Below are 20,449 nucleotides of genomic sequence, written 5' to 3'. Positions count from 1 at the left end.
TATAAAAATAAAATAAATAATTAAATTACTCATTAATAGCTTCAATTCCCTGTTCTTTTAGTTTATTTAAATTATCCTTCATAATTTTAAGTTCTTCTGGTGAATGCCCCTTCCATTTAGTTATTTCTCCAATTACTTTTAGTGGAAAGGATGTACGATAAGAACGTGTAGGATTTCCAGGAAACTTTTTATTAGTTAAATTAGGATCATCTTCAAATTCTCCAGTAGGTTCAACAATATATATTCTTTCACTGCCATCACCAACTGCTAGTTCTGCTCCCAAAATTGCTGCCTCCAAAGTTGCTGTCATATAAACAAAATTAGCTTTTTTACCTTTGCCATAATTAGATGAAAATCCTATTTTAATTAAATCTCCTATTTTAAGGTTAGCTTTTGTTCCGTGATAAAAAGGTCCCTTATCTAATATTTTATCTAATTTAGATTTGGTAGAGGTTTTGTTTTCAATACTCATATAAATTCTCCTTTTTACTAGAATAATATAATTAATAGGTAGGTTACTATTTTTAAAAGTCATGTTTGCTAATTATATTTACATCATCTTATCATAGGAAAAATGGAAACATAAGTCTATATTTTATATTTTTTACATGATATAATTAAGGTGGAAAGATAAGTTTACTAATATAAGTAAGTTATGATTTTTTTAGTGATGTGATATATGTTAAATATCATGTTACTTTATTTTTTATAAAAGAAAATAAAGTAACAGGTTTATATGTTTAGTGTTAATGCAAAATAGAAGAATTAAAGAGGAATGTAGAAAATATGAAATCAATAGAGGTAGTTGCAGCTATAATAAAAAAGGAAGATAAGATATTTATAACTCGCAGAAGCTATGGAGAATTTCAAGATATGTGGGAGTTTCCAGGTGGAAAAATAGAAGTAGGAGAAACAAAAGAAGAGGCATTAATAAGAGAAATTAAGGAAGAACTAGAACTAGATATAAATAATTTAGAGTATTTTACAACAGTAGAGTATGATTATACAAGTTTTCATTTAACTACGCATTGTTTTACTTGTGAAATATGTGGTGGAACTCTTAACTTAAATGCACACAATGATGCAAAGTGGGTTTCATTAGATGAGTTACAATCACAAGATTGGGTACCTGCAGATGTTGAGGTAGTTGAAAAGATATTAGGAGTTATTAATTAAGTGTTACGATGATTTATTAATATAAACTTGGAAATAAAGAAAAACTTATACTAGCAATTTATGTACTAGTATAGGTTTTTCTTTTTATTAAATAATAGTAAAAAATTATCTGTTTTTCTTAATAAGTGGTCTTGCTTAACTAGTTTTTCTAGCAAAAGTACATCTATTTAGTTTTGTGTTTCTTTCTCTATATGTATAAGAAATTGATTAGTTTTACCCATATTGTATGCTAATTTTATCATGCTGATTTCTTCAGAGGTTAATTTTTTATTATACATTTTTTCAATTTGAAGAATTAAGGCATTATAATCAACTATCTTTTTAGGCTCTGATTTTATTCTAATAGGTGTATGAGTATAAACTTTCGGCTCTATTGAATCATTATATAATTTTTTAAATACCTCAGCTGTATAGTAAGCATCATTAAAAGCATTATGAAATTCACAACTTATATTTATATTTAGAAAATCTAGTGCATTTTTTAGTCCAATCCTTTTTCCACCTGGAACTTTAAAATGTTTACTAGCATAATCTTGAATATCTATATAATGTTTAGGGAGATTTTCAGTAGGGAGATTAAAGTAAATAATGTTTTTATATAATTCTGTTAAGTCTACAATCCCCCAAACAATAAATGTTATATCTTCTTTTCCAATAAAATTCATAAAGTCATAATAAATATCAGTAAATTCTTTGGCAGAAGAAACCATTTCGTCAGTAATCTTTGTCAGATCTTGAATATAGGGAAGAATATTTTTATAAACAGTAGTCTTTACTAATTCATTAAATGTTGAAATAGTTTTAAAATCTTCATCAAGTTTTAACCCTCCAATTTGTATTATTTCAAAGGGTAACTGAGCAATCCTATCTTCTTTATTAGAACTTTGATTAAATTCTAAATCAAATATAATATACTTCATCATATATACCACCTTATGGGGAATTTAATTTTTAGAGTTACCTGTTGATTTATTTCTTTTTATTAAATAAATAATAACAACAATTAAAACTATTATAATTAAAATAAATAACATTATTCTAAAAATACTATAAGCTTCATATTCAAATTCTAAATTTGTATCACTATTAATTTTATCTAACGTGTAGGTCCATTCTAAGGTATCTTCATTTATTACATTATTAGAATTTGATGATAATATTTTACCAGGTATAATAATCTTATTGCTAAATGGTATATACCTTAAGTATGCAGATAAATTACTATCTGAAGGAGATGGTAAATATGCTGATAAATCACTATCAACAAGAGAAGATAAATCAGAAAGGAATTTTATATCAAAAGTGTATATGTTTTTAAATAAAGAAGTTGATTTATAGGTTTCTATTGATAGATAGTCTTTTAGTTTACTACTTGATAATAGATAATTAATAACCTCTCTAGATAAAACTAATTCATCAACATACAGGTTAGTTTCGTTATTATATGATGATTTAACTACTAAATAAGAACTTATTTTATCCTTTATAATATTGTCTCCTAATTTATCTTTAACTAATGAATCATAACTTAAAATGATTTTAATTTTGGAAATACTGTCATTTGCTATTGTAGTTTCAGTAGTAATGGTGGCTTTACCGCAAGATACTAAAAAGATAGATAGGAGTAAAATTAATAATATTCTTATTTTTTTCATAACTACCTCCGAATATAATATTCCTATTTGTTAAGGGATATAAAACTTTATAAAACTCTTATAATAGCTTAACAGATTATTAACAGTATCATTCTTCACAAAATTGTTAAGAAAAATACAAAAAAGTAGCACTAAATATTAATTTATAATATTTAGTGCTACTTTTTTGTGTTATTTATAATGAATGAAACATTTTTCTATATATTATTGAAAAATAAGAAACATTTAGTATAATAATTAGTGAATTTTGGGTAGATACAATTTGGTATAGAAAGTTATATTATTAAAATAATAGTAATTGTTTAGAATAAATTACAAAGTTAATGGTAGTAAGAAAAAAATCTAGTATAAGGAGGAATGCTTATATTATGAAGGTAGCTATATGTGAAGATCAAGTTGTACAAATTAATTTACTTAATAATTACATTAAAAAATGGGCTAAGGAAAAAGATATTGAAATATCAATTGATAATTTTACAAATGCAGAATCATTTTTATTTGAATGGTCAGATTATGCTAAATACGACATTATATTTTTAGATATAAAGTTAAGTAAAATGTCAGGAATTGAATTGTCTAATATAATAAGAGAAAAAAATAAAAATATAGATATTGTATTTGTAACAGGATTTTTTAAATATGCATTACATGGTTATAAAGTTCGTGCATTACAATATTTAATAAAGCCTATTAAGGTAAAAGATTTATATTACTGTTTAAATAGCACATTAGATAGGATTAGCAGTGAAGAAGAAGATTCTTCACTAGTTTTAGAGGCAGGTAAAAAAGTTATAAAATTAGATTATAATGAAATACAGTACTTTATAATGTTTTCTCCATATATAGATATTCATACAAGTACTGAAAAAATTACTATAAGAAAGAATATAGGTGAGATAGAAAAGATTTTGCCAAGTGAATATTTTATTAGATGCCATAGATCTTATATAGTAAATGTAAGATATATTAAATCAATAATAAAAAATAATGTATTATTAGAAAATGGAGTAAAAATACCTATAAGTAGAGGAAAATATAAAGAAGTTAATGATACTTTTATAAATTATATTTGTGAATAAGGATTGAAATAGTTTATGATAATTTTACATGTATTAGAAGGAATAAGTAACTTACTAAGTTCAATTATGATAATATACTTTTTTAATACAATAATGGAACCTAAAATTAAGAAATACAGCAAAGTATTTACAATAATAATGATTATTTTTTATGCTTCAATGTCAACAATAAACATCAATAAAGTATTTATTCACATGAGTGGAATTAAAATAATTAGATTTATGCTTTTTTATTATAGCTTATTAACAATATATCCTCTTTTATTTAGAAAAGGCAGGGTATCAGAAAAGCTTTTTTTATCTTCTTTATATATTACTATAATGGTAGTAAGTTCTTTTATAATATACATTATAGTTTCAATGTCATTTAATATAACCTTTTCCGAGATGTTTCTATATACTAATTACAAAAGAGTTATAGTAGTATTATTTATCAGATTATTTCAATTTGTACTTATATGCTCCTTTTTGAATAATATAAATTTTATAAAATACATAAAAGATATAACATTATATATAGTTGCAGCTATATTACTTTTTAATCATATATTAATATTCATTATAGAAAGAGCATTAATAGTAAATATAAATACAGTGAATAAGGATACTATAACCATTTTATTTATTTTATGCAGTATACAAGTATTGTCAATATATATATTAAATATATTTTCAAAGGAAATGGAAGAAAAGTTCATATTAAAAATGGATTTAGATCGTAAAATTCATGATAAGGAAATTATAGATATGTACACTGAAATGATTGGTTGGAAACATGACTTTAGGAATCACATCAGTATGATTTCAGCTCTATTACAAGTAAGTACTAAAGAAGATGTTATTTCATATATAGAAGAAATAGATAGTAGTATTAGTAAGTTAGATAAAAATATATATACAGATAATATAGCAATAAATTCTATATTAGTAAGTAAAATTAAAGCTGCCGAAGGGAAAAATATAAAAATAAGCTTGAATTTAAAAATAAATTCAGATATAAAAGTTTCTAGTGTAGATATCTGTACTATACTTGGTAATCTGCTTGATAATTCTATTGAAGCTTGTGATAACATTAAGGACTATAGATTTATTAATTTAAAAATAGCATCAGAAAAAAATATATTAGTTATTAAGATAAGTAATAATACTAGTAGTGGCTATGTAAATAAAATAGATGGTAAATTTATATCATCAAAGAATAGTTATATGAATGGAATTGGTTTAGTTCAAGTAGATAACATAGTAAAAAAATATAAAGGGTATGTTAATAGACATCATAAAAATAATATATTTACTACATATGTAATGATGCAACAAGATAAGAAAATAAGTTAAGGATACTGTTTTTATAGCAGTATCTTTTTTATTTTCTAGAAATTTATAAAATATTACCCTGTGAAAAATTTTTTATAATAAACTTTAAATAAAGTAATTGAAAATACAATTAGACTACAAAAAAATACATTTTACGACAGAAATGAATTTCATTAAGATAATTAAAGTAAAATAAAAATATAGAAGTATTTATACGAAGTAAATTTACTTTATGAGGGCTAATGACATGAGACTGAAAAGATTAATAATATTTATTTTAATATTTATTTTAATTCCTATAAAACCATATGCAGAAATCCTAAAGGATTCTAAGTTTGAAAGTATATCTATTAGTGATGGCCTTTCAAATGAATATGTAACAACTATATTTCAAGATAGCAAGGGATATATGTGGATAGGCACAAAAGATGGCCTTAATAGATATGATGGTGAAATAATAAAAATATATAACTGTAATGTTGAAGATGAGAATACTTTAAGTTCAACATATATAACAGCTATAGAGGAAGACTGCAAAGGTAACCTTTGGATAGGAACTGATAACGGATTAGATTTCTTAGTTAGAGATACAGATACTATTATAAGAATGAAAGATATAGATGATAAATATAACTTAGGTAATTTAAAGATAACATCACTATTAAAGAGTACTTTTGAAGAAAATATTATGTGGGTAGGTACAGAAAATGGTTTAATTAAGATTAATATAAAGGATGAAACAATTGAAGCATTTTATAACGACCCAAGTGATCCTAATACCTTAACTAGTTCAGCAATAACATGTTTAGAAGAAGGTGAAGATAACAATCTGTGGGTGGGAACTAAATTAGGAATAAATATAATAGATGAAAATTCTGTAATAATTAATAATAAAAAAAATGATAAATTATTTATTAACTATATATCAAAAGATGAATTAGGCAATATGTGGATATCTACTAAACAAGGTATCATTATAACGAATATAAAAGAAGATAAAATGGAATATCTATATATAATTAATAGTGAAGTAGTTAAAAAGTATAATATAAAAGAAAATACTGCAACTACTATTTATGATTTTAAAGATAATAAAGTTAATTTTTATAACAATTTTATTTTAAATGATAGTAAAAATAATGTTTGGTTATCTACAAGTAGTGGTGCAATAAAGTATTCAATAGATAAAGGTAACTTTAATGTATATAGAAAGAATATAACTATTAATAATTCAATTTCTAGTAGTGTTATAACCTGCTTTTTTGAAGATTCTAATGGAACTATCTGGATTGGAACAGATAAGGGAGCTAATATATTAAATGATAAAGCTACATTTAATTATATTAGTAAAGATAATCAGAATATAGTATCTATACTACAGCATAATGACAATATATGGATTGCTACTAAATTCAACGGAGTATATATATATGAAGCAGATAGTGGTAATTTAAATACTTGGCTATACGAGGAAAATAGCTTTAGTTTAAGTGATAGATATATAAAAACTATGTTTAAAATACACAATAGATATATGGTTTTAGTAACTAATAAAGAAATGATAGCTTTAGATACAGTAAATAATTCATATACAAAAATAATTATCGGAGAGGATTATTCTTCAGAACTAAATTATTTATACAGCGATGAAAATGAAGTATGGCTAGCAACAACAAATGATTTTTATTCTTACAATATAGATAAAGATAAAAGAACTTATTATAGTGAAAGTCTGAGGGAACTTGGAATAAATCCAGGAGTAATAAATTACATTTTACAAGATAATGAAGATAAAGATATTCTTTGGTTAGGTGGAATTGAAATTGGGTTAATTAAATTTCACAAAGAAAAAGGAGTTATAGAAAGATATATAAATGATCCTTCAAAAGAAACTTCTTTAATAAACAACTATATAAATTGTATGACCTTTGATGGTTTAGGAAATTTATGGATAGGAACAAATGTAGGACTTAGTAAATTTAATTTAAATACAGAAGAGTTTACTTCTTACACTACTTCAGAAGGTTTAACTAATAATTTTATAAATTCAATATTAATTGACGATAACAATCATATTTGGATAAGTACTAATAAAGGCTTAAATAAGTATGATGTGAAAAAAGATAATATAGTAAACTATACGAAAATGGATGGCTTATATGGATATCAATTTAATTTAAATTCAAGTTTAAAGCTTAAAGATGGAACAATGATATTTGGTAGTACAGAAGGGCTTACATACTTTAATCCAAATGATATAGTAGATTATAAGATGCTTAAAGATGAAGTAGTAATTGGAGATATTTTCGTTGGGCATAATAGAGTTTCCTATGATGGAAAAGAACTTGTTTTAGATTACAATTATAAAAATTTATACATTAATTATTTTCTACCTAATTATGAAAGCTTAAATAATATAACTTATGAATATATGCTTGAAGGAATTGACTCAAGATGGATATATATTGATACTAGTAATGAAATCTATTTAAAATCTTTAGAACCTGGAAGGTATACTTTAAAAATAAGAGCTAGAGATGGACATGGTGAATTAACTAAAGAAACAAAAATTAATATAAGGGTAAAAAATCCTATTTGGAAAACACCTTTAGCTTACATAATATATGTTGTAATATTACTAGCAATTATTATTTATATATTTAATTATGTTAAAATATTACGACACTTAGTAAATCAAAAAACAATGAAACTTAATAAACAGTTAGAAGAGAATAAAAAGTTAAGTAAAGAATTAATAAATAATGAAAAGTTTAAAAATAATTATTTTGTAAATTTATCTCATGAGCTTAGAACACCAATAAATGTAATTGCATCTACAGTACAATTAATAAATTTACTTAATAAAAATAAAAATATTACTCATGAAAAAATTAATGAGTATATGGAGATTGTGCATAAAAGTTGTAAAAATTTATTAAAGATAATTAATGATATTATAGATAGTTCAAAGATAGAAACTGGGAAATATAAAATTTATAAGAAGAATAATGATATTGTTTATATAGTTGAAGAAGTTGCACTTAATATGAGTAATTATATAGAAGATAAAGGTTTATCTCTTATAATTGATCCTGATATGGAAGAGAAGGTAATATCCTTTGATGAAACTGAAATAGAAAGATGTATAATTAACTTATTAGGAAATGCAGTTAAGTTCACTAAAAAAGGTGGAGAAATTAGAGTATATATAAAGGAAGTTAAAGATTATATTGAAATAACTGTAGAAGATACAGGCATTGGAATATCAAAATGCGATCAAGAATTTATATTTAAGAGGTTTTCACAGGTAGAAGGTACTGGAGCTATAAAGGCAACTAGTAGTGGTATTGGACTTACACTTGTTAAATATATAGTTGAGCTTCATGGTGGATATATTAAACTTCAAAGTGAAGTTAACAAAGGTAGTAGCTTTACTATAGGACTTCCTAATGTATTAGAAAAATATGAAGAAGAATGTGATAGGAAATTTTCTAATAAGGGGATAATTCATTCGTTAAATGATAAAGATATTTTAATGGATTAACAAGTTATATATAATTAGAATATTATGTATATAGAAATTGTGTATTTTAGTATAGATTATAGTAATTGGAATAAAGATATATTAGTACAAGTAGTATTAATATATCTTTATTATTATTAATTAAGAAAAAAAGCTTTGCATAGTTTCTATAAATTGTAATTGATTTAATAATAAGATATAATAAATTTGAAGTATTATAATAAATATAGAGTGGTTACATATCTAAATTAAAATTATCTGGAGGAAATATAATGGATAGAAAAGATTTCTCTGATTTAGAAGATCAAATTATGTCTACAGTAAAAAATGCATTTAATGCTATAGATTTTGTAAATTTAAAAAGAGATATTAGCTATAAAGCTGAAGATACAATAAATGAATTTAAATCAAAACTAAATGAATTTAATACGAAAATGGAAAATAATTACAGTACCATAAATAAGAAAGCTAAAAATAATATATCAACTTATATTGATAAAAGACCAGCAGGAACTGTATCAGGAATTGTTTATATGATATTTGGAGTATTAGGTACTACATTTTTTGGATTCTTTACCTTACTATTTATAATATTTATGGCATTTTTTACTAAAATGGTTGCAGATACTTTAGTAGCTTTTGTAACTATGGTTTTGCTTTTGGGAGTAAGTTTAGTTCTATTATATAGAGGAATAAATTTAAGAAAAAGAGTTAGACGCTTTAAGAAGTATGTTAGATTCATTGATGATAATTGTTATTGCTTAATTAAAGACTTAGCTAGATTTTCTAAAGAAAAAGAAGACTTTGTAATTAAGGACCTTAATAAAATGATTAAATTAGGTATGTTCATAGAAGGACATATAGACGATGAAAATAATTATTTTATGTTAAATGATGATGTTTATAATGATTATCTAAATCTAAAAAAACAACAAATGGCTAAAGCTGAATTAGAGAAAAAAGAAAATATTAATCAAGATATAAATGAAGAACAAGAAGAGTTAAATTCTATACTTGAAATGGGTAGAAAGTATATTGAGCAAATAAAAGTTGTAAGAAATGATTTATATAAAGAAGAAATAGCTATTAAGCTTGATAAACTACAAGGAATTTCAAGTCAAATAGTTGATTATGTTGAAAAGAATCCTAAAAAATTACAAGAAGTTAATAAATTTATAAATCATTATCTTCCGATTACTTTAAAGCTTATTAATTCATATAAGGAATTAACTAAACAAACAGTTCAAGGTGATAATATAAAGAATGCAAAAATTGAAATTGAAAAAAGTATTGATATTATAAATAATGCTTTTGAGAATTTATTAGATGATTTATATGAAGATATTGTTTTAGATATTTCAACAGATATATCTGTTTTAAAAACTTTATTTCATCAAGAGGGATTAACAGAAGAAGATTTTAAAAAATAAGCTTAAAGTAAAAGGGAGGCAGTAATAATGAGTGATGAATTTAAAGAGAATATTGATTTAAAACCTGAATTAGTTTTTGAACCAATTGAAGAAGAGGTTGTTAAGGTAGAAGTTAAAGAAGAGAAAAACGAAGAAATAATTGATGAAATTAATTTAACTGAAGAAGAAAAAAGAATGGTAGATCAATTTGTAGATAAGATAGAAATTAAAAATTCAAATTCTATTTTACAATATGGAGTAGGAGCTCAAAAGAAAATTTCAGATTTCTCAGAAACTGCTTTAAATAATGTAAGAACTAAGGATTTGGGTGAAATTGGAGATATGCTTTCTAGCGTGGTTCAGGAATTAAAGAATTTTGAAGATACAGAAGATAAAAAAGGTATCTTAGGATTTTTTAAAAAAGGTAAAAATAAGATTTCTGAAATGAAGATAAAGTATGATAAGGTAGAAGATAATATTAATAAGATGTGTAATAACCTTGAGAAGCATCAAATACAGCTTTTAAAGGATATTGCAATGCTAGATAAGATGTACGAAATAAATAAAGCTTATTTTAAAGAGCTTTCTATGTATATTTTAGCAGGGAAAAAGAAGCTTCAAAAATTAGAAAAAGAGGAGCTTCCTATATTACAAGAAAAAGCGAAAAGAAGTGGACTTCCTCAAGATGCTCAAGAGGTAAATGATTTCCTTGCTCTTTGTAATAGATTTGAAAAGAAGATTCATGATTTAGAGTTAACGAAAATGATTTCTCTTCAAATGGCTCCTCAAATTCGTTTAATTCAAAATAATGATTCTTTAATGTCTGAAAAAATACAATCAACAATTGTTAATACTATTCCTCTTTGGAAAAGTCAAATAGTTTTAGCCTTAGGTGTTGCACATTCTTCTAATGCAGCAAAGGTTCAAAATGAAGTAACTAATATGACAAATGAACTTTTACGTAAAAATGCTGAAATATTAAAAACTTCAACTATAGAAACTGCTAAAGAATCAGAAAGAGGAATTGTTGATATAGAAACACTAAAGGTAACTAATGAATCATTAATTTCAACTCTTGATGAAATACTTCGCATACAAACAGAAGGTCGTCAAAAACGTAAAGAAGCTGAAGTTGAATTAAGAAGTATAGAAGACCAATTAAAAAATAAACTTTTAGATTTTAAGAATTAGTATAGTTATAAAATTTACTCCTTTATGATATTCAACTGTTTATCATAGAAGGAGTTTTTTGTATTTAGAAAATAACATTTTAATTCACAAACTCTTATAACTTATATCTATGAGTAAAAAATTTCTTTATGGAAGCTAATTACTTTAGAAAAAAATTATTAATTCATGCACAAAAATTCATATTTTTTATATTATGTAATATAAGGTTTAATTAATTGTTCTTTATTAGATAAAATGGAGGAAATGTTATTATGAATTATAACAATACAAGTACAAAAGATAATTTATGTGGAACAAATAGCTGTGCAACTGTTACAAGCAAAAATCAAACTTTAACTGAGCAAATTCCTGTAACACCTGATGTTATTGCACCAGGTCCTGTAGTTGTTAAGCTTCCAGTAGTATTAGCAGAAGTAAATGTTACAATTCCTGTTGAAGCTGCTATAAAATTAGATAAGGAAGTTATAGAAGTTAAGAGAATAAGAAAAAATGTATTTTTAACTCAATCTCGTATTATTCCATTTTCTCAAGATAGTGAATTTGGTACTGGAATATTATTTATAGAAGGATTTATTAGAAAAAATATTGAGTATGCTACAAAAACTTGTAGTACACCTAATACTCCAAATTTATGTGGATATATAAGACATTGTACAGTAGAAGTACCTTTTAGTTTTTCAACTAGAATTACTTTTATTAGACAACCAATTTTCACTCCAAACTTTGGACCAAGTGAGTTACAATTCTTTACAGATAAACGTAAAGGATGCGATAGTTGCGCAGATCCAATAATTGGACGTAATGTTTGTGATCAAAGCTTTTTCAATATAGAAATCTTTAATGAAAAACCTTTTACAGAATTAGTAAGAGCAGAAATTGCTGAAGTTGATATTCACACAAGACCATATTCAAACTGTAATGCTCCTATAGAACAATTCTTCACTGAACTTACAGAAAAAGTTGTAGTTAATTTAACATTAAAAGTACTACAAAAACAACAAGTAAATGTTACAGCACTAGGTGGATTACAATTAGAGTGCTAAGAATTAATTAAAAAAGAATATCAAATTATTATATCCTCGATAATACTTTATACAAGTTTTATCGAGGATTTTTTAATATATAAGATTAATATTTTAGTTGTTGATGTACTAAAAAGGGAATATTTGTATAAGATACAGTAATGGATTTATTGATTATAATTATATAAAAATGGAGGAAACCTTATAATGAATGACGATAAAATAATTGTGAATGATTGTAAGAATATGCCTACTTCTTCTTCAAAAGTTACTTCAGAGGTTCAGTTATTAACTAATCAAACAGCTGTAACATATGATACTATTAAATGTGGGCCTGTAGTTGTTAAGTTGCCAGTAGTACTTGCAGAAGTAAATGTTACAATTCCTGTTGAAGCAACTATAACATTAGATAGAGAAGTATCAGAAATTAAGAGAATTAGAAAAAATGTGTTTTTATCTCAATCTCGTATTATTCCATTTTCTGAGGATAAATGTGGAGAAAATGCAATATTGTTTGTAGAAGGATTTATTAAAAAGAATATTGAATATGCAACTAAAACTTATAGATCAGATGGTACTGAAAATAATTGCGGCTATATAAGATACTGTACAGTTGAGGTACCATTTAACTTTACTACAAGAATTAATTTTATTAGAGAACCTATTTTTATTGGAAATTCAATTCCATGTGAAATTGAATTTTTTAAAGAGAAAGTGAAAGAGTGTGATGAATGTACAGATCCTGTAATAGGAAATAGTCTTTGTGAGAAGTGCTCTGTTTTTACAGAGATATTTAATGAAAAACCTTTTGCTGAATTAGTAAAAGCAGATATTATTGAAATTGATATTAACATAAATGAAACTTTAAATTGTACAGCACAAACTGAACAAATATTTACTAAAGTTACAGAGAAAGTAGTATTAAATTTAACTATAAGGATATTGCAAAAACAACAATTAAGAATAACAGCATTATAAATTATTAAATAATAAAAGCAGACCTATGCCTTAATAAAAGGAGCTTTAGGTCTGCTTTTAAAATATTCTTTTAGAACTGTACTATAATTATTTACATATTTAATTTAGATATGGTAATTTATAAATTGTTAAAAAATATTTATTAAAATAGGAGCTATCTAAAGTATGAAAGAAGAGTCAAATATTAGGAAATATTCAGTAAAAGAATTTAGTGCTATGGTAGGCTTGCCCTATAGTTCTCTTAGATATTTTGAAAGAATTGAATTATTGAAACCAAAAAAAGAATCAAATAATTATAGAAGCTTTACACATTTTGATGCATTTGTATTGAATAGATTTAAGCATTTTAGGTCCTTAGGTATTAGTGTAGAGGATTCTCTAGAACTAATTGAAAAAAGTGATGTAGATTCAGTTATAGAAAAGCTTAATGAAAGAAAAAATCAAATAGAAATAGAAATAAAAAAATTAAATGAGCAATTAGAAGGTATAAATAATACTAGAAAAAATTTAGAAATTGTAAAATCAGGAGGAAATAATTACGAAATTAAATATATTAAAGATAAGGTGTTTATACCTGCCTCTAAAGGCCTAGATTTTACTATTTCAGAGTATGATACTTTTTCAAAATTTGTAGATATGCTACCAATTTCAGAATATTGTAGTCGCATAAAAAATGCGTATATTTATGATAGAGATATGATTCAAAAAGATTATGGAATATCTATGGATTTAGATGTGGCAATAGAAAAGGGGATTGATTTAAGTAATCAAGGAGAAGTATTAAAAATGGGGAAATGCTTAGTTTACTATTCAAATAATCATAATAAAAATGATAAATTTATTGAATTTATAGAAGATGCTTTAAAATATATTGAAAAAAATAATATGACAGTTGTGGGAGATATTTATTTTAATGGAGTAAAACTTAAATATGAAGATGGAAGCAAAGGATTTATTATATATATACCAATAGAATAAAAAGTATTGACATTGCACTTAGTGCAACCTTTATACTCTGATTTGGATTGATATTAATTTGACAAATTAGGGGGAACACTTAATGAAAAAAAGCATGAAAAAATTACTAGCTGCTATTTTATCAATGGTTATGATATTAGGATTAGTATCATGTGATGGAGGAAAGAAGAAGGTTTCTTTTACACCTGGAGAATACACAGCAGTAAGTACTGGTAAAAATGGTAATGTGAAAATAAAAACAATATTTGATGAAAACTCAATAGTCTCTGTTGAAGTTTTAGAAAGTAATGAAACAGAAGGTATTTCAAATGAAGCTATTGAACGTACTATAAAGTCAATTGTTGATGAACAAACATTAGATGTAGATGCTACATCAGGTGCAAGTTTAACTACTAATGCAATTGTTTCTGCAGTTGAAGATTGCGTAAAACAAGCTAATGGAGATGTAGAAGCATTAAAGAATAATAAAAAACAAGATACAGCTTCTAAAAAGGAAGAAACTTATGATACAGATATAGTTATAGTTGGTGGTGGTGCTGCAGGTTTAACAGCTGCAATTAGTGCATCAGGCTTAGGTGCTAAGGTAATGGTAATAGAGAAAGGGGTAAGCCTTGCTGTTAGTAATGGAGCTAATGCAGGTGGTCCTATAGCTACTGGAACTAAGGTTCAAAAAGAAGAAGGAGAGGACCTTACAACGGAAGAATTATTTGAACATATGTCTGAATTTGGTAATAGTACAATTAATGATGCTTTACTTCGTAAGACTTTAGAAGTTACAGGTGAAACAATAGATATGTTAGCAGATTTAGGTTTAAGTGTATACTTAAGACAAGATGCTTATGGAGTAGGATTTAGAGCAAGACATGGAATAAAAGAAAAAGGCCTAGACAGAATGGGCTTCTTAGCAGATAAAATAACTGCTAATGGTGGAACTATAATGTTAGAAACTACTGGAGAAGAAGTTATTTTAGATAAAGATGGAAATGCAGTAGGAATTAAGGCTACAAAAGCAGATGGAACAAAAGTTACAATAAATGCAGATGCAGTATTATTAGCTACTGGAGGATACTTAGGTGGCCAAGAAATAATTGAAAATAAATTTGGTAATATTACAATAAACCCACTTGGAAACACATTATCAACTGGTGATGGAATTAACATGACATTAGCAGCAGGTGGAGTAGAAGATAAAAACTGGGGTATAGTTGCAAATGAGTTTTCAGCTTCAAATTCAAAGGCAGGAACTTGGTCTGTAAATTCAAATCAAAATTTAAGATTTGGTATTTATGGAGGATTACTTGTTAATTCAGAAGGAAATAGATTCTTTAATGAAGAAATAATGGCTTCAGAACCATTAAGTGGTGCAGAAGCTACATTAAGATATGGAAAATACTATGCTGTAATGGATGAAGCATATTATAATTCAGTTTGTGAACAAGGTATATTCAAGACTTTAGGTAGTCCTGAAAATTGGGTTGCAGGTGTAAGAAACTTATCTGATGAAGCACCAACATCAAAATCACATGTTAAGGTATTAACAGAAGCAAAAGCTCAATTACAAGAAGCAATTGACCAAGGTTGGGCTTATAAAGCTGATACAATTGAAGAATTAGCTGAAAAGTTTGGTCTTGATAATTTAGTTTCAACAGTAGAACAATATAATAAGTATTGTGAAGCAAAATATGACAGCGAATTCTTAAAAGATCCAACATTCTTAACACCAATTAACAATGGACCATATTATGTATTTGAATATGAACCAAGTGCATGGTGTACAATTGGTGGAGTTAAGGTTGATGATTCATTAAGAGCATTAGATAAGAATAATGAACCAATTAAAGGTCTATATGTTGCTGGTGTAGATGCTGGAAGTTTGTTTACTGCACCATATTATGATAATGAAGGTTCAGCTTTTGGTCTTTCACTAGGATCAGGAACTTTAGCAGGAAGAAATATGTATAAGTATATAAAGGAAAATAATAAATAATAAGTTATTTAAATTTATTATATTTAGAAGATATATTAGTATAGTTTTTGCATACTAATATATCTTTTTCTTTTAAAAAAAATATATTTTTGTATTATTTTGTATAAATTTGGTTTATTTTGTGGTAAAATAATGTAGATGTTAAAAGTGATTATTAATTTATTAGCATATAAATTCATATGTAAAAGATAAATAATATTAAATGTGAGGTAGAAATATATGAGGTACAAACTATTAATATTTACATTATTAATAAGTATTTTAATAAATACTGTAATTCCTACAAAAGTGTGTGCAGATATAGTAAAAAAAGAAGATTTTGTAAAGATATCTATTGATGAAGGCCTTTCAAATGAGTATGTGACAACCATATTTCAAGATAGTAAAGGTTATATGTGGGTAGGTACAAAAGATGGTCTTAATAGATATGATGGTGAAAAAATTAAAATATATAATTGTAAATTTGAAGATAAAAACTCATTAAGTTCTACATATATTTATGATATAGAAGAAGATTCTCGTGGTAATATATGGATAGCAACTGATCATGGATTAAATATTTTAATCAGAGATACAGATAATGTTATAAGAATGAAGGATATTCCTAATGATAATTATAATTTAGGGTATTTAAAAATCACCTCATTACTAAAAAGTAGTTATAATGAAAATATTATGTGGGTTGGTACTGAAAATGGATTAATAAAAATTGATATTGAAACTCAAGAAATTGAAGCTTTTTATGGTAATAAAAATGATATGAATTCATTAACTAATTCCTCTATAACTTGTATAAAGGAAGGAAAGAATGGTGAATTATGGGTTGGAACAAAAGATGGAATAAATGTTTTAGATAAAGATTTTAAAATAGTATATAGGCAAATAGAAATAGATAATGATAAGTTATATATATATTATTTAGAGATAGATGAGTCTGGGAATATATGGATATCAACCAAGGAAGGAATTATCGTTTATGATTTAAGAAATTTAGATAATGTATATGTATGGATGGTTGATAATAATGGAATAAAAAAATATGATATTAAAGAAAAAAAAATAGTAGAAAGCTATGAGAATAAAAAGGATCACGAATTTTATAATAATAATTTTATTCTGCTAGATAGTGAAAAAAATTTATGGATATCTAGTAGTGAGGGTATATTAAAATATTATCAAGGACAAACTGAGCTTAATATAATAAAAAAGGATGAAAAATTTAAAAATTCTCTTAGCAGTAATGTTGTAACATGTTTTTATGAGGATTTTAATGGGACTATATGGATTGGAACAGATAAAGGAATAAATATATTAAATAAGAATAATCAATTTAATTCTGTAGAAGAACAAATATATTTAAATAACAAAAATATTGTATCTATTTTAAAAGATGATAGTTATTTATGGATAGCTACAAAATATGATGGAATATATATATATGATAAAAAAACAAGTAATTTGCTATATATAATATATGATAATGACAATGGAATAAATATAAAGAATCAACATATTAAAAATCTATATAAGTTAAATGAGAAGTGGATTATAGTTATAACTAATAAGGGAATAATATCAATTGATAGAGAAGATTATACATATGACCATCATTTTATTGAAGATGGTTATTCTTCAGAAATAAATTATTTATATAGTGATGAAGAAAATATTTGGCTTGCATCAACATCAAATTTTTATTCTTATAATTTTAATACTGGAGAAACAACATATTATGATGAAGATTTAATTAAATTTAATATAAAACCAGGTGGTATAAAATATATATTACCAGATTATAAAGACGAAAATATTATTTGGTTAGGTGGAGTAAACACAGGATTAGTAAAGTATCATAAGGAAAATGGTGTTATAGAACAATATACACAGGATTCTTTTAATAATAATTTTTTTATTGATAACTATATAAATTGTATGACATTTGATGACTTAGGAAATCTGTGGATAGGAACTAATGTAGGCCTTAGTAAATTTGATTTAAGTACAGAAAAGGTTACTGTTTATACTACAGTTCATGGATTAAGTAATAACTTTATTAATTCAATTTTAGTTGATAATAGTAACAACCTTTGGATAAGTACAAATAAAGGATTAAATAAGTTTGATATTCAAGGGGAAAAAATTGCAAATTTCAAAAAAGCAGATGGATTATATGGATATCAGTTTAATTTAAATTCAAGTGTGAAGCTTGAAAATGGGGTTATGATATTTGGAAGTACAAATGGAGTAACATTTTTTTATCCTAATGAGATAGTTACCTTTAATAAAAATAAAAATGAAGTTGTAATTGGAGATATTTTTATTGGACAAAATAAAGTTCTTTATGATGGAGAGGAATTAGTTTTAGAATATAATGATAAAGACTTATCTATTGATTATTTTTTACCAGACTACGAAGAGTTAAATAATATAAGTTATGAATATATTCTTGAGGGTATTGACTCAAATTGGATATATATAGATTCAAAAAGTAGTTTATCATTTAAATCATTAGAACCAGGAAAATATATATTAAAGTTAAGAGCAAGGTATCCCGATGGTGATTTAACAAAAGAGACAAGGATAAATATAAGAGTTAAAAATCCTATCTGGAAAACACCTTTAGCTTATTTAACATATATAATATTACTTACGGCAATAATTGTTTACTTTTTTAATTATGTTAAGATATTACAAAGACTAGTAGATCAAAAGACAAAGAAAATTAATAATCAATTGGAAGAAAATAAAAGACTAAGCAAAGAAATAATAGATAAAGAAAAATTTAAAAATAATTTTTTTGTGAATTTATCTCATGAACTAAGAACACCAATAAACGTTATTTCAGCAACAGTTCAATTAATAAGTTCTTTGATGAATAATAAAACTATGACTTATGAAAAAGCTTATGAATATATGGATATTATAAATAGAAATTGTGGTAACTTATTAAAAATAATAAATGATATTATAGATACCTCAAAAATAGAGACAGGCCATTATATAATAAATAAAGAAAATAATGATATAGTTTATGTAGTAGAAGAAGCTGCACTTAATATGAAGAAGTTTATAGAAGAAAAAGGGATATCTCTTATAATTGATCCTTATATAGAAGAAAAAATTATTTCTTTTGATAGTACTGAAATAGAGAGAGTTGTTATTAATTTATTAGCCAATGCAGTAAAATTTACTCCAGAAGGTGGAGAAATTATAGTTTTTATTAAAGAAGTTAATAATTATATTGAAATTACTGTAGAAGATAATGGTATAGGAATATCAAAAGAAGATCAAGAATTTATATTTAAAAGATTTTCACAAGTTGAAGGAACAGGCAGTAAAAAGGCAAGTAGTAGTGGTATTGGGCTAACTCTTGTTAAATATATTGTAGAACTTCATAATGGATATGTTAGGCTTGAAAGCGAACCTAATAAGGGTAGCAAATTTACTGTTGGACTTCCTGATATAATAGAATAGAACATTTAGTAACATAATTATTAGTCTGTCATATAATGTATTAGTGAAAGATGAAATTTATATGGAGATGATTTAATATGTATAATGATTGTTGCTTTGAAGATGAGTTAGAATATAAATCATTAGTATTCAATGGTGGATCAATGAATGATGCTGAAGAGACTGAACCAGATACAGTGCCACTTGGAAGTGCTAATTCTGCTCTTAGGATAATGGGATGGCTTCTTCCTCAAGGAGATACAGAAGAGTATACACTTACTTTTAATGTTCCTAAAGACGCTGCTAATAGCTCAAGAAGAACTAAGGTGTTTGTTCATTTATTAACTGATAATTCAAATACACCAATGGGAAATAGGTTTGCCATTAGGCTTTCATCATTATTTGCTAGAGCAAATGGTGTTGTAAATATAGCTAACCTAAGAACTATTAATAAAAGAAATATTCCAATTGAAAACTCACCAGGAAACTTTCAATATAATCACTATGTAATAGAGTTTGAATTAAATGATGCTGTTAGAGCAGAAGATTTTGCACTTTTAAGTGTTGCTCGTATAGCATCTAATAATGATTATGCTGGTGCACTACTTTTAACTAGTATAGAGTTCAGATATTTAAGTTGTTAAGAAGAAAATTAAAATAAGGAGGCTATTGTTAAATAGCCTC

At 25.1% G+C, this 20,449-nt stretch carries 15 protein-coding genes; 12 read left to right on the top strand and 3 right to left on the bottom strand.

Annotated elements, in window-relative coordinates; all coding sequences use genetic code 11:
• Positions 1-25: 25 nt before the first annotated feature.
• On the bottom strand, positions 26-472 hold the full coding sequence (gene arr / locus ACQRD5_RS07740) for an NAD(+)--rifampin ADP-ribosyltransferase (RefSeq protein ID WP_320900629.1): 447 nt from the start codon (positions 470-472) through the stop codon (positions 26-28).
• A 314-nt stretch (positions 473-786) separates the two neighbouring features.
• Between arr and mutT the strand changes: the two genes are divergently transcribed.
• Positions 787-1,176: an 8-oxo-dGTP diphosphatase MutT gene (mutT, locus tag ACQRD5_RS07735; RefSeq protein WP_320900627.1), complete on the top strand. Its 390-nt coding sequence runs from the start codon at positions 787-789 to the stop codon at positions 1,174-1,176.
• A 167-nt stretch (positions 1,177-1,343) separates the two neighbouring features.
• On the opposite strand, the gene ACQRD5_RS07730 is transcribed toward mutT, so the two are convergent.
• On the bottom strand, positions 1,344-2,099 hold the full coding sequence (locus ACQRD5_RS07730) for a 3'-5' exonuclease (RefSeq protein WP_320900625.1): 756 nt from the start codon (positions 2,097-2,099) through the stop codon (positions 1,344-1,346).
• A gap of 21 nt (positions 2,100-2,120) precedes the next feature.
• Positions 2,121-2,831, bottom strand: coding sequence for a hypothetical protein (locus ACQRD5_RS07725; RefSeq protein ID WP_320900623.1), 711 nt, complete (start codon positions 2,829-2,831; stop codon positions 2,121-2,123).
• A 368-nt stretch (positions 2,832-3,199) separates the two neighbouring features.
• Between ACQRD5_RS07725 and ACQRD5_RS07720 the strand changes: the two genes are divergently transcribed.
• The 11 genes from ACQRD5_RS07720 to ACQRD5_RS07670 all read left to right on the top strand — a co-directional run bounded on the left by ACQRD5_RS07720 (position 3,200) and on the right by ACQRD5_RS07670 (position 20,409).
• The gene (locus ACQRD5_RS07720; protein WP_320900621.1) at positions 3,200-3,910 is read left to right on the top strand and encodes a LytTR family DNA-binding domain-containing protein; all 711 of its coding nucleotides are present in this window, start codon (positions 3,200-3,202) and stop codon (positions 3,908-3,910) included.
• Between the two features lie 468 nt (positions 3,911-4,378).
• Positions 4,379-5,245, top strand: a complete 867-nt coding sequence (locus ACQRD5_RS07715) for a sensor histidine kinase (RefSeq protein ID WP_427746667.1) — start codon at positions 4,379-4,381, stop codon at positions 5,243-5,245.
• 226 nt (positions 5,246-5,471) lie between these two features.
• A complete protein-coding gene (locus ACQRD5_RS07710) occupies positions 5,472-8,768 on the top strand; it encodes a ligand-binding sensor domain-containing protein (RefSeq protein ID WP_291627773.1) in 3,297 nt (1,098 codons plus the stop codon).
• A gap of 251 nt (positions 8,769-9,019) precedes the next feature.
• Positions 9,020-10,177, top strand: coding sequence for a 5-bromo-4-chloroindolyl phosphate hydrolysis family protein (locus ACQRD5_RS07705; RefSeq protein ID WP_320900966.1), 1,158 nt, complete (start codon positions 9,020-9,022; stop codon positions 10,175-10,177).
• A gap of 27 nt (positions 10,178-10,204) precedes the next feature.
• Positions 10,205-11,347 carry a toxic anion resistance protein gene (locus ACQRD5_RS07700; RefSeq protein ID WP_291627769.1) on the top strand — a complete coding sequence of 381 codons (1,143 nt, stop codon included), beginning with the start codon at positions 10,205-10,207 and terminating at the stop codon, positions 11,345-11,347.
• Positions 11,348-11,598: 251 nt separating this feature from the next.
• Positions 11,599-12,390, top strand: a complete 792-nt coding sequence (locus ACQRD5_RS07695; RefSeq protein ID WP_427746665.1) for a CsxC family protein — start codon at positions 11,599-11,601, stop codon at positions 12,388-12,390.
• 186 nt (positions 12,391-12,576) lie between these two features.
• On the top strand, positions 12,577-13,347 hold the full coding sequence (locus ACQRD5_RS07690; protein WP_291627754.1) for a CsxC family protein: 771 nt from the start codon (positions 12,577-12,579) through the stop codon (positions 13,345-13,347).
• 165 nt (positions 13,348-13,512) lie between these two features.
• Complete coding sequence (locus ACQRD5_RS07685) at positions 13,513-14,325, top strand: MerR family transcriptional regulator (RefSeq protein WP_291627752.1); 813 nt, start codon at positions 13,513-13,515, stop codon at positions 14,323-14,325.
• Positions 14,326-14,407: 82 nt separating this feature from the next.
• The gene (locus ACQRD5_RS07680; RefSeq protein ID WP_291627750.1) at positions 14,408-16,312 is read left to right on the top strand and encodes an FAD-dependent oxidoreductase; all 1,905 of its coding nucleotides are present in this window, start codon (positions 14,408-14,410) and stop codon (positions 16,310-16,312) included.
• Positions 16,313-16,531: 219 nt separating this feature from the next.
• Positions 16,532-19,786 carry a sensor histidine kinase gene (locus ACQRD5_RS07675; RefSeq protein WP_291627748.1) on the top strand — a complete coding sequence of 1,085 codons (3,255 nt, stop codon included), beginning with the start codon at positions 16,532-16,534 and terminating at the stop codon, positions 19,784-19,786.
• 77 nt (positions 19,787-19,863) lie between these two features.
• Complete coding sequence (locus ACQRD5_RS07670; protein WP_291627746.1) at positions 19,864-20,409, top strand: hypothetical protein; 546 nt, start codon at positions 19,864-19,866, stop codon at positions 20,407-20,409.
• Positions 20,410-20,449 lie beyond the last annotated feature (40 nt).

Origin of the sequence: Clostridium sp. SGI.024, from assembly GCF_050315195.1 — a bacterium.
Lineage (GTDB): Bacteria > Bacillota > Clostridia > Clostridiales > Clostridiaceae > Clostridium.
The sequence above is the reverse complement of the archived record's forward strand: the minus strand, read 5'-3'. Positions and strand labels throughout refer to the sequence as shown.

Excerpts from the sequence above, each read along its gene's own strand:
- arr (WP_320900629.1), bottom strand. The coding sequence starts at position 472 with ATGAGTATTGAAAACAAAACCTCTACCAAATCTAAATTAGATAAAATA.
- mutT (WP_320900627.1), top strand. The coding sequence starts at position 787 with ATGAAATCAATAGAGGTAGTTGCAGCTATAATAAAAAAGGAAGATAAG.
- ACQRD5_RS07730 (WP_320900625.1), bottom strand. The coding sequence starts at position 2,099 with ATGATGAAGTATATTATATTTGATTTAGAATTTAATCAAAGTTCTAAT.
- ACQRD5_RS07725 (WP_320900623.1), bottom strand. The coding sequence starts at position 2,831 with ATGAAAAAAATAAGAATATTATTAATTTTACTCCTATCTATCTTTTTA.
- ACQRD5_RS07720 (WP_320900621.1), top strand. The coding sequence starts at position 3,200 with ATGAAGGTAGCTATATGTGAAGATCAAGTTGTACAAATTAATTTACTT.
- ACQRD5_RS07710 (WP_291627773.1), top strand. The coding sequence starts at position 5,472 with ATGAGACTGAAAAGATTAATAATATTTATTTTAATATTTATTTTAATT.
- ACQRD5_RS07705 (WP_320900966.1), top strand. The coding sequence starts at position 9,020 with ATGGATAGAAAAGATTTCTCTGATTTAGAAGATCAAATTATGTCTACA.
- ACQRD5_RS07700 (WP_291627769.1), top strand. The coding sequence starts at position 10,205 with ATGAGTGATGAATTTAAAGAGAATATTGATTTAAAACCTGAATTAGTT.
- ACQRD5_RS07695 (WP_427746665.1), top strand. The coding sequence starts at position 11,599 with ATGAATTATAACAATACAAGTACAAAAGATAATTTATGTGGAACAAAT.
- ACQRD5_RS07690 (WP_291627754.1), top strand. The coding sequence starts at position 12,577 with ATGAATGACGATAAAATAATTGTGAATGATTGTAAGAATATGCCTACT.
- ACQRD5_RS07685 (WP_291627752.1), top strand. The coding sequence starts at position 13,513 with ATGAAAGAAGAGTCAAATATTAGGAAATATTCAGTAAAAGAATTTAGT.
- ACQRD5_RS07680 (WP_291627750.1), top strand. The coding sequence starts at position 14,408 with ATGAAAAAAAGCATGAAAAAATTACTAGCTGCTATTTTATCAATGGTT.
- ACQRD5_RS07675 (WP_291627748.1), top strand. The coding sequence starts at position 16,532 with ATGAGGTACAAACTATTAATATTTACATTATTAATAAGTATTTTAATA.
- ACQRD5_RS07670 (WP_291627746.1), top strand. The coding sequence starts at position 19,864 with ATGTATAATGATTGTTGCTTTGAAGATGAGTTAGAATATAAATCATTA.